This window comes from Mesorhizobium sp. M7D.F.Ca.US.004.03.1.1 (genome assembly GCF_003998635.1).
Taxonomy (GTDB): domain Bacteria; phylum Pseudomonadota; class Alphaproteobacteria; order Rhizobiales; family Rhizobiaceae; genus Mesorhizobium; species Mesorhizobium loti.
This window is the reverse complement of the sequence record NZ_RZQG01001541.1, coordinates 1-781: the sequence shown is the minus strand read 5'-3', so window position 1 is coordinate 781 and position 781 is coordinate 1. Positions and strand designations below refer to the sequence as shown.

General features: G+C 55.6%; 1 protein-coding gene. It reads right to left on the bottom strand.

All coding sequences use genetic code 11. The features are described from left to right. Positions 1-536 (bottom strand): transposase (locus EN935_RS38530; protein WP_127374374.1); only part of this gene is annotated, 536 nt, incomplete at its 3' end. Positions 537-781: the final 245 nt, after the last annotated feature.

Sequence of the window (781 nt, the reverse complement as noted above, 5' to 3'; positions counted from 1 at the left end):
CAATAATAGTAGGTCTGCTCGGATATGCCGGCCTGGCCAACCGCAATCTTGCTGGTCGCGCCGCCAGCGATCGATTTCTCGATCTGGGCAAGCTTCTGGGCGCGTTCATTCTCGGAATATGTCTTGCGAGCGGTCTTCGCTGCCACGGGAGCTTCCGCCGCCTGGGGTGTAGGTTTCGCTCCGTTCTTGCGGACCGGCTTTACGAGCTCTGCCTTCGTTTTCTTTGCTCGCCGAACTTTCTTCATGGATTCAGGCACTTCCACTTTGGCTGGGGCTACTGTCGTCTGAACAGTCTGAGCGTCCTGAAATTCGGCCATGATATGCTCCGCTTGTAGTTTGTCCCCTTCTTCAGCATCAAGGGGTCTTATACTGAAGTCAATGACCTGGGAATTTGGGAGCGGAGCAGCATGAGCCGGTTGTGTCATCTCCGTGGCAATTTTGGACAGGTCGAGATCGCCCCAGATCGAATGGCTAGGCTTCTGCTTACCGCGCCTCTGTTTCATTTCCACGACGAATGGCCGGATCTGGCGCTTCATAGTCTGTTCCTTGATGTGAGCATGACTTGCAAGCCAAGTCGCTGTTCGTGTTAGCCAGTATCCGACGTATCTTATCGCTCTCGCCGTGCTTTATCGGAGAAGCCCCGCAACGAGCAAGCGGTGTGTCATCGGCCTAGGGCAACCGGCTCAATCAACGGGGGCAAACATGCCAACCGAGAGAGAGCTGCCTCATACACGCCATGGCTCAGGCGTTTAGCCGGCGGAGTGCGATGACTGTGCACAAT